The 9,470-nt window shown below is 62.7% G+C and carries 9 protein-coding genes and 1 pseudogene; 4 read left to right on the forward strand and 6 right to left on the reverse strand.

Annotated features, from left to right (window positions below; translation table 11 throughout):
- From ABI546_RS10470 to cysS, 6 genes and pseudogenes are all read right to left on the reverse strand, one after another.
- Positions 1–559: pseudogene (locus ABI546_RS10470) on the reverse strand (aspartate kinase); the annotation flags it as partial.
- 145 nt (positions 560–704) lie between these two features.
- The gene (tilS, locus tag ABI546_RS10475) at positions 705–1,640 is read right to left on the reverse strand and encodes a tRNA lysidine(34) synthetase TilS (protein ID WP_348046536.1); all 936 of its coding nucleotides are present in this window, start codon (positions 1,638–1,640) and stop codon (positions 705–707) included.
- Between the two features lie 61 nt (positions 1,641–1,701).
- Positions 1,702–2,508, reverse strand: coding sequence for a phytanoyl-CoA dioxygenase family protein (locus ABI546_RS10480; protein ID WP_348046537.1), 807 nt, complete (start codon positions 2,506–2,508; stop codon positions 1,702–1,704).
- Between the two features lie 41 nt (positions 2,509–2,549).
- Complete coding sequence (locus tag ABI546_RS10485; protein WP_348046538.1) at positions 2,550–3,530, reverse strand: acetyl-CoA carboxylase carboxyltransferase subunit alpha; 981 nt, start codon at positions 3,528–3,530, stop codon at positions 2,550–2,552.
- 27 nt (positions 3,531–3,557) lie between these two features.
- On the reverse strand, positions 3,558–4,196 hold the full coding sequence (locus ABI546_RS10490; RefSeq protein ID WP_348046544.1) for a DNA-3-methyladenine glycosylase 2 family protein: 639 nt from the start codon (positions 4,194–4,196) through the stop codon (positions 3,558–3,560).
- 130 nt (positions 4,197–4,326) lie between these two features.
- A complete protein-coding gene (cysS, locus tag ABI546_RS10495) occupies positions 4,327–5,703 on the reverse strand; it encodes a cysteine--tRNA ligase (RefSeq protein ID WP_348046539.1) in 1,377 nt (458 codons plus the stop codon).
- Positions 5,704–6,022: 319 nt separating this feature from the next.
- Here cysS and ABI546_RS10500 point away from each other — a divergent pair, with 319 nt between their 5' ends.
- From ABI546_RS10500 to ABI546_RS10515, 4 genes are all read left to right on the forward strand, one after another.
- Positions 6,023–7,063, forward strand: coding sequence for a tetratricopeptide repeat protein (locus ABI546_RS10500; RefSeq protein ID WP_348046540.1), 1,041 nt, complete (start codon positions 6,023–6,025; stop codon positions 7,061–7,063).
- An 89-nt stretch (positions 7,064–7,152) separates the two neighbouring features.
- Positions 7,153–8,394, forward strand: coding sequence for a L,D-transpeptidase family protein (locus ABI546_RS10505; RefSeq protein ID WP_348046541.1), 1,242 nt, complete (start codon positions 7,153–7,155; stop codon positions 8,392–8,394).
- Positions 8,394–9,113, forward strand: a complete 720-nt coding sequence (locus ABI546_RS10510; protein ID WP_348046542.1) for a peptidylprolyl isomerase — start codon at positions 8,394–8,396, stop codon at positions 9,111–9,113. The genes ABI546_RS10505 and ABI546_RS10510 overlap by 1 nt, the downstream gene beginning before the upstream one ends.
- A gap of 38 nt (positions 9,114–9,151) precedes the next feature.
- On the forward strand, positions 9,152–9,470 hold a 319-nt coding region (locus tag ABI546_RS10515; protein WP_348046543.1), incomplete at its 3' end, for a peptidylprolyl isomerase.

A 9,470-nucleotide genomic window follows, 5' to 3' on the forward strand; every position in this document is an offset into this window, starting at 1 on the left:
GGTCGGTGGTGTAGACGCCGTCGACGTCGGTGTAGATCAGGCATTCATGCGCCTTCAAGGCTGCGGCAATGGCCACGGCCGAAGTGTCGGAGCCGCCGCGGCCCAGCGTGGTGACATTGCCGGCTTCGTCCACGCCCTGGAAGCCCGTGATGATGACGACCTTGCCGGCGTCGAGGTCGCCGCGCACACGCACATCGTCAATCGATTCAATGCGGGCCTTGGTGTAAGCGTTATTGGTCTTGATGGTGACCTGCCAGCCGGCATAACTCACGGCCTGCATGCCTTCGGCCTGCAAGGCAATGGCCAGCAAAGCGCTGGAGGCTTGCTCGCCGGTGGCGGCCAGCGCGTCAAGTTCGCGGCCATAAGCGTCGCCGGTCTTGGAGGGCGCCAGCTCTTTGGCCAGGCCGAGCAGGCGGTTGGTTTCGCCGCTCATGGCACTGGGAACCACCACCATCTGGTGGCCGGCTCGCGCCCATTTGGCCACACGTTTGGCCACGTTGCGGATGCGCTCGGTCGAGCCCATCGACGTGCCGCCATATTTATGAACGATCAATGCCATTGCAGGATGTCAATCAGGAGTTGTTGCAGATTTTTCTGCCGGGGTCAGCGTTGGAAAAGCGTGAGAAACAGGCGTTAAAAGCGCTTTAACAGGCTTTTAACGGCGACTTCGCCGCCAGCAAAGCCTTCAATTATACCTAGGACTACTACCTAGTTAGCTCGCCTAATCCCCCGTCGCTCCCTGCGGCAGCGTAGTGCAGCACCGTTCCCGCCCGGCTGACATGCCCGCTCGCCACCTTCAGGTGGATCTGGTGCCCGCGCGTGGTGCAGGCGGCAATTTGCAACAGCAGTTGATCAAGCTGCGCGGTGCTGGGCGTGGCTTGTTGCAGCACCAGCCAGTAGCGCAGCGCATTGGCTTGCCGCGGCTGCGACAGGGCTTGCAGGGATTTGATGTTCGGCGGCACGCCCACAGTGGCCAGGTCCTGCTCTGCCACCTCCACCAGCAACTGATGGGCCTGCGCCGCGTGGCGCGCGCTGCGCGCAAAGGTGTCGCGAAACTGGGGGAAGGCCTGCGCCAACGCAGGAAGCAGGCGCGAGCGGATCCGGTTGCGTGTGAACTGTTCGTCGGTGTTGCTGGGGTCTTCGACCCAGGGGAAGCCGCGCGCCGTCAGCCATTCACGCAGCAGTGCCCCGGGCACGGCCAGCAGCGGGCGGTAATAGGTGATGCCCTCGCGCTCCCACCGCGCCGGCATGGCGGCCAGGCCAGGCAGCCCCGCACCGCGTGACAACGCCAGCAGCATGGTTTCCACCTGGTCATCGGCATGCTGCGCAAGTGCTATGTTTTTGATAGCAGGTTGCGCTTGTCCTTCCTGGGCTGCAGCCCTGAACGCCGCATAACGGGCCTTGCGCGCCGCATCTTCAGGGCTTTCGCCCGCGGCATGCCGGGCGTCCACGCGCTGCACGGTAAGCGGCACCTCCAGGCGTTCGCACAGCGCAATGCAGTGGCGCTCGAAATCATCGGCCGCAACCTGCAGCCCGTGGTGAACATGAATGGCACTGACCTGCCCCGGCCACTTGTGCGCGCAGGCCACCAGCAATGCAGTGGAGTCGGCGCCGCCGCTCAGCGCAACGGCCAGAGGCAAGCCAGGCTCAAAGGCGCCGATTGCATCAGATACGCCATGCACAGGCCTGTTCGCGGCCCCGCTATGCGCCACGGTGGCCCACCGAAAAATCGTTCAACCCCGTTTTGTCTTCGCCGCGCAGCAGCCACAGCGGCCGCGTGGCAAAGCTGACGGCCACACCGGTCTGGCCATCGGCTGGCCGCAGGCCGCGGTCAAACAGCGAGGTGCCGGGCATGTAACGCAGCGCCACACCGGTGCGGCGGATGCCCGAGGTGTTGGCCTTGGCGCCGTGGATCATGTAGATGTCATGCAGCGACATCTGCCCGGGCTGCAACTCCAGGTCTACCGCCTCGCTCTCGTCGAAACTGCCATCGGCCATGCGCTGGTTCAGCGTCAGGTCGGTGCGGTCTTCGTGCAAGTGGGGGTGAAGTTTTTTGTCGGCGTGCGAGCCCGGGATCACGCGCAGGCAGCCGTTTTCCCGCGTGCTGGGTTCCAGCGCCACCCAGACGGTGCAATTGGCCAAAGGGCGAATGGGCCAGTAGTGGCCGTCCTGGTGCCACGGCGTTTCGTAGCCTTCGCTGGCGGGCTTGCAAAACACGTGGCAACCCCAGAGGATGACGTCAGGCCCGATGGCCTGCGCCACCAGATCGATGATGTCGGGGTTCATGGCCAGGTCAAAGAAATCGCGGCTGCCGCGCACGCCTTCGTCGTTCTGGCCCTCAATATGGGCGCTGACGAGTTTTTCGGGCCGCACGCCGGGGTTGTTGCTAATCAGGGTATTGAGCGCTTCCTGCATGCGCCGGACCCAGGCATCGCCGAGCCGGAACTGCGGGATGACGTAGCCCTGCTCCCGGTAGTGCCTGATCTCCTGGTCGGACAGGCTGGCCATGGTTTGCTTGCTTCGGCTCGGCCGGGTGCCTTTTCGCCTGCTTATTTGCCGGCGTCGGCCTTGGTGTCGGTAAAGCGGCCGTAGCTTTGCAGGCGCTCGTAGCGGCGATCCAGCAGTTCCTTGACCTTCAGGTCGCTGACCTGGCGGAAAGCGTCATTGAGGGCACGCTTCAAGAAGGCCGCCATCTGCTTGTGGTCGCGGTGGGCGCCGCCCACGGGTTCATTGACGATCTTGTCGATCACGCCCAGGGCCTTGAGCCGGTGCGCGGTGATGCCCAGGGCCTCAGCGGCTTCCTGCGCCTTGTCAGACGTTTTCCAGAGGATGGACGCACAGCCTTCAGGGCTGATGACGGAGTAGATCGAATACTGCAGCATCACCACCTGGTCGGCCACCGAAATGGCCAGCGCGCCGCCGGAACCGCCTTCGCCAATGATGGTCGTGATGATGGGCACTTCGAGCTGCGCCATCTCAAAGATATTGCGGCCGATGGCTTCAGACTGGCCGCGCTCTTCAGCGTCGATGCCGGGGTAGGCACCGGGGGTATCAACAAAGGTGAACACCGGCAGCTTGAACTTCTCGGCGGTCTTCATCAGGCGCAGGGCCTTGCGGTAACCCTCAGGCTTGCTCATGCCGAAGTTGCGCAGGCCGCGTTCCTTGGTGTCGCGGCCCTTCTGGTGCCCCAGCACCATGCAGGCTGTGCCGTTGAAACGGGCCAGGCCGCCGACGATGGACAGGTCGTCGGAAAAGTGCCGATCGCCGTGCAACTCGACGAAATCGGTGAAGATTTCGTTGACGTAATCCAGGGTATAGGGGCGCTCCGCGTGGCGTGCGATCTTGGTGATCTGCCAGGGCGTCAGGTCGCTGTAGATGTCTTTGGTGAGCTGCTGGCTCTTTTTGGCCAGCTGGTCGATTTCTTCCGAAATATCGACGGCCGACTCGGTCTGTACGTAGCGCAGTTCTTCAATTTTTCCTTCAAGCTCCGCAATCGGTTGCTCGAAATCGAGGAAGGTCTTCTTCGCCATGTGCTGCTCCTCAGGGCTTCATGAAACTTAAATTTGCTCGGTACCCGTGGGGGTACCCAGAACCGGTAATGGGTCCAGAGAGCGCCAAATATACCAAGTTGCCACACTGCAGTAGGGCGACCAGGCCGCGGCCACCTCGCGCGCGTCGCTGCGGCTCACCGATTCACCCGAAAAGTAGTTCTGGCTGATGCCGGTGATCAGCCCCACGTCGTCCAGCGGCAAGACATTGGGACGCATCAGGTAAAAAATCAGGAACATCTCGGCCGTCCAGCGGCCGATGCCGCGAATGGCCACCAGCTCGGCGATGATGGCCTCATCGTCCATCGCCGCCCAGTCTTTCACGTGAACGGTCCCGGCGTCAAAGTGGATCGCCAGGTCAACCAGGTACTCAACCTTGCGGGCGCTCAGTCCGGCGGCGCGCATGTCGTCGACCTTGAGCCTGAGCACGTTGGCCGGCGTCATCTTCTTGGGCAAGGCCTCAAAGCGGTGCCAGACGGTCTGCGCCGCTTTCACGGAAATCTGCTGGCCGACAATGCTGCGCGCCAGTGTGCTGAAAGCGTCGCCGCGCGCCTGCAGGTGGGAGTCCCCGAACTGGGGAATCAGGCGCTTCATCACGCGGTCTTTTTTTACCAGATGCCTGCAGGCTTCCGTCCAGTAGGCAGGCATGGGCGCCAAAGCCCCTGCGACTTCGGCGACTTCGGCCAGCTCTGTGCTGGCAGGACCGCTTTTTACTATCTTTTTCATAGCTGCTTGCGCTCGTCCTGCCTGGGCTGCGGGCATAAAACACTGAGAAATCTCACGATTGAACTTCCCAGGTTGTGCCCGCCGGCGAGTCTTTCAACACAATGCCCTGGCCCAGCAAATCCTGACGGATGCGGTCGGCCTGCGCGAAATCTTTTGCCAGTTTGGCGGCGGCCCGCTCTGCAATCAGGGTCTGGATGCTGGCGTCGTCAAGGCCGGCGCCCGCCTGCAGATAAGTGCCCGGCGCGCCTTGTAGCAGACCCAGGCAGCCCCCCAGTGCCTTGAGCAGCCCCGCCGTGTCGGCAGAGCGTGTGCGGTTGACCTCGCCCGCCAGCTCAAACAGCACCGCCACCGCCTCGGGCGTACCAAAGTCTTCGTCCATCGCGGCCTTGAAGCGGGCCGCGAAAGGGTTGGTCCAGTCGACCGCCACCTCGGCAGGCTTGACCAGGTCTAGCGCCGTGTACAGCCGCTTGAGCGAGTTGCGCGCGTCGTCCAGGTGGGCGTCGCTGTAGTTCAGGGCACTGCGGTAATGCGCGCGCACGATGAAAAAGCGCACCGTTTCCGCGTCGTATTTGGCCAGCACTTCACGAATGGTGAAGAAGTTGCCCAGGGACTTGGACATCTTTTCGTTGTCGACGCGCACAAACCCGTTGTGGACCCAGAAGCGGGCCAGCGGCTTGCCATTGGCGCCTTCGCTCTGGGCAATCTCGTTTTCGTGGTGCGGAAACTGCAGGTCGGCGCCGCCGCCGTGAATGTCGAAAGTCTCGCCCAGGGTGCCGCGGCACATGGCCGAGCACTCAATATGCCAGCCCGGGCGGCCGGAGCCATAGGCGCTGTCCCATTTGGCATCGTCCGGTTCCGTAGGCTTGGCGCTTTTCCACAGCACAAAGTCCAGCGGGTCGTCCTTGCCGTCCAGCACGGCAACGCGCTCGCCGGCGCGCAGCTCATCGAGCGACTTGCCCGACAGCTTGCCGTAACCGGGAAACTTGCGCACCGCGTAGTTCATGTCGCCGGTGGAGCCTTTGTAAGCCAGGCCCTTTTCCTCGAGGGTGGCGATCATGCCCAGCATCTGCGGCACGTATTCAGTGGCGCGGGGTTCCAGCGACGGCGGCTCTATGCCCAGTGCGCCGATATCCTGGTGCATGGCCGCAATCATTTCGTCGGTCAGCTGGCGGATGGTGATGCCGCGCTCCACCGCCCGCTTGATGATCTTGTCGTCGATGTCGGTGATGTTGCGCACATAGGTCACTTTCAGGCCACTGGCCTTGAACCAGCGCTGCACCACGTCAAACGCCATCATCATGCGCGCATGGCCAATGTGGCAGAGGTCGTAAATCGTCATTCCGCACACATACATGCGCACATGGCCGGGATCAAGCGGGGAAAATTCTTCCACGGCACGCGACAGCGTGTTGTAAATGCGAAGGCTCATGAAAATGGTGCTGCGGGGTCGGCATCGGCCGGAAACCGCCGATGTGGTCAGGCAAAGGAAAGAAGCTTTATCTCACGGACGCCGCGGGCGGGCAAGGGCCATTCGGCGTACGCGCAAAAACGTGCGATAAAAACGAAAAGTACGGAATTCAGGGGGCGGTGAACTATACCCCCTCAGTTACAATCTAGCAGTATATCCAGCCCGTCCGACAAGGTTCAGCCGCTCTGCGAGCGCCCTGAAAACCAGGCTGTCAAGTTGACTTTTCGCCCAACGGCTGCCAAAAAGCCGCAGGGGCTTTAAAACAAATCGCGAGAGTTCTATGCGCACGCCAAACTTCCTTACACGCCATTCGCTGTCCGCTGCCCTGCGTCTGCTGGCCGTGGCGGTCACCCTGTCGGTGTCCGTGGCCCATGCCGACGACTACGCGGACGTCAGCCGCCTGATGCGTGCCGGCCAGTACGCAGAAGCGCTCACCAAGGTGGACCAGTCCCTTGCCAGCAAGCCACGCGACCCGCAAATGCGTTTCTTCAAGGGCGTGATCCAGACCGAAACCGGCAAGACCAACGATGCGATTGCCACCTTCACCAAGATCACCGAAGACTACCCCGAGCTGCCCGAGCCCTACAACAACATGGCCGTGCTGTATGCCGGCCAGAGCCAGTTTGACAAGGCCCGCGCCGCGCTTGAAATGGCGATCCGGACCAACCCCAGCTACGCCACCGCGCACGAAAACCTCGGCGACGTTTATGCCAGACTTGCCAGCCAGGCCTACAGCAAGGCCCTTCAACTGGACGGCGGCAACGCGGCCGTTCCGCCCAAGCTGGCCCTGATTCGCACCCTGTTCTCCGCCGAGTCCAAAACCCAGACCAAGCCCGCCGCCGCCCCGGTCTCCAGCCCCGCCACAACGCTACCCGCCCCGCCCCCTGCCGCCAAACCCACGCCCGCCGCGGCGCCCACAGCCGTGGTGCCCGCAGCGCCAGCGGCACCTGCCGCCCCGGCCGCGCCCGCAGCGGCAGCTGGCACCGAAAAAGAAGTCGAAAACGCTGTGCGCCAGTGGGCCCAGGCCTGGTCTGAAAAAGACATGAGCGGTTACCTCAACAGCTACGGCCAGAACTTTGACCCACCCGGCAAACAGGCGCGCAAAGCCTGGGAAGAAGACCGCCGCGCGCGCATTGTCGGCAAGTCGCGTATCAGCGTGAAGCTGTCCGACATCGCCATCGCCGTGCACGGCGCCAAGGCCACCGCCCGGTTCAAGCAGGATTACAGCGCCGATTCCCTCAACATCTCCAGCCGCAAAACGCTGGAGCTGGCCAAGGCCGGTGATCGCTGGGTCATCGTCAAGGAATCCACAGGCGGTTGATCGCGCTGGCAGCCGACCTGATCCAAGTGCATTTGCCCAGCTGTCCTTTGTACGTCTGTGCTGGCCGGCAAACTTCCGTGAAATCCCGCATGAAAAAAGCGCTCATCACGCTTGCCTTCATTGCACCTTGCCTGGTGCAGGCCGCCGCGCCTGCACGCGCTGAAACCCGGCCCCGCGGCCATGCGCCCGGCAAGCACGCCGCCGTGGCGGCGCGCGAGATCCGTGACGGCGAAGCCGAGGCCCGGCTGATCGAAATCTACAAGCTGATCGGCCAGGCAAATTCCCGGGAGGCATTGCGCAAAGCCGAAGGCCTTGTCAAAGACCACCCTAACTTCCAGCTGGCCCAGCTGGTTTACGGCGACCTGCTGGCCGGCTTTACGCGCCCGGTCCGTGCGCCCGGCGACGTTCCGGATGCCACCGCCAAGGCCGCGGCCACGCTGCTCGCGGAGCTCCGGCAGGAATCGCAACTGCGTTTGCGCGCCCTGCGCGACCGGCCTGCGCCGGGCACGGTCCCTTCGCAGTTCCTGGCACTGTCGCCGCGCACCAGACACGCCATTGCGGTTGACGCCTCGAAGTCGCGCCTTTACCTGTTTGAAAACACCAGCGCGGGCCTCAAACTGCTGGCCGACTATTACATCTCGGTCGGCAAATCGGGCATTGAAAAATCCGTTGAAGGCGACCTGCGCACGCCGGTCGGGGTTTACTTCATCACCAGCAACCTGAACCCCAAATCGCTGCGCGACTTCTACGGCGCAGGCGCCCTGCCCATCAATTACCCCAACCAGCTGGATGTCAAACGCGGCAAGACGGGCGGCGGCATCTGGCTGCACGGCACGCCACCGGCGCAGTTTGCGCGGGCGCCGCTGTCTACCGACGGTTGCGTCGTGCTGGCCAACCCCGACCTGGAACGCATCATCCGCACAGTCGAGGTGCGCAGCACGCCGGTCGTGATTGCCCACAACCTCAAATGGGTGGCGCCGCAATCGCTGGCGGCCGACAGCAAATCATTCGACCGCGTACTGCAAAACTGGCACAGCGCCAAGTCCAGCGGTGACATGGCCAAGCTCACCGCCTGGTACACGCCCGATTTCACCAGTTACGGCAAGACGCTGGCCGAATGGACGCCGGCCCTGGAGATTGAGCTCAAACAGCTGGGCGGCCGCGACATCCTGCTCAAGGATGTGTCTTACCTGCGCTGGACCGACAGCACCGACACGATGGTGGTAACCTTTGGCGAGCTGGTCAAAGGCGCCAAAACCGGCCGCACCAAGCGCCAATACTGGGTCCACCAGGGCGGCCAGTGGAAGATATTTTTCGAAGGAACCATTTGATGGCTTTTCACCAGACGCCCGCCACCCACGCGGCATTTTTCTCTCCCTTGCGCCGCGCAGCGCTCGCAGCGGCCGCAGCAACCAGCTTCGTCCTGCTCGCCGGCCCCGCGCTTGCGCAGACCGCCCCCAAGGTGAAGTTCGTCACCAGCGAAGGTGACTTCGTGGTCGAGGTTTACCCCGACAAAGCCCCCAAGACCGTCGAAAACTTCCTGCAATACGTCAAGGACAAGCACTATGACGGCACAATTTTTCACCGCGTGATCAGCAACTTCATGGTGCAAGGCGGCGGCTACAACGCCACCTACGCCGAGAAGAAGACCCGCCCGCCCGTCGTGCATGAAGGCCGCGAAGCGCTCGCCAAGGGCGGCGCCAAAAACGTCGTCGGCACGCTGGCCATGGCACGCACCAACGATCCCAATTCCGCCTCGTCGCAGTTCTTCATCAACGTGAAAGACAACGACTTCCTGAACCCCACCGTCATCCCGCCCGGCGACCCGGTTCCCAAGTTTGAGTACCAGGGCCGCGTCTATGAAAACACGCCGCGCGCGCAACTCGTCAACGCACCCCAGCTGTACGGCTACACCGTCTTCGGCAAGGTCGTGAGCGGCATGGACGTGGTCAACAAGATCAAGGCTGTGCCCACCGGTGCCGGCGGCCCCTTCCCGACGGATGTTCCCAAGACACCCGTCCTCATCAAATCAGCCACTCTGGTCAACTGACACTCCACGTACTTCTTCACTTTCCCTACAGGATCATCATGAGCAACCCAAAAGTCGAACTCCACATCGCTGAATACGGCGTCATCACGCTCGAACTCGATGCGGCCAAAGCACCCAAGACCGTGGCCAACTTCCTGAACTACGTCAACAAGGGCCACTACGCCAACACCGTGTTTCACCGCGTGATCCCCGGCTTCATGGTGCAAGGCGGCGGCTTTGAACCCGGCATGAAACAAAAGCCTACCGACGGCGAGATCGAGAACGAAGCCAACAACGGCCTGAAGAACGACAACTACACCGTGGCCATGGCGCGCACCAATGCGCCGCACTCGGCCAGCTCGCAGTTCTTCATCAACG

Source organism: Polaromonas sp. (assembly GCF_039932935.1).
Classification (GTDB): domain Bacteria; phylum Pseudomonadota; class Gammaproteobacteria; order Burkholderiales; family Burkholderiaceae_C; genus Polaromonas.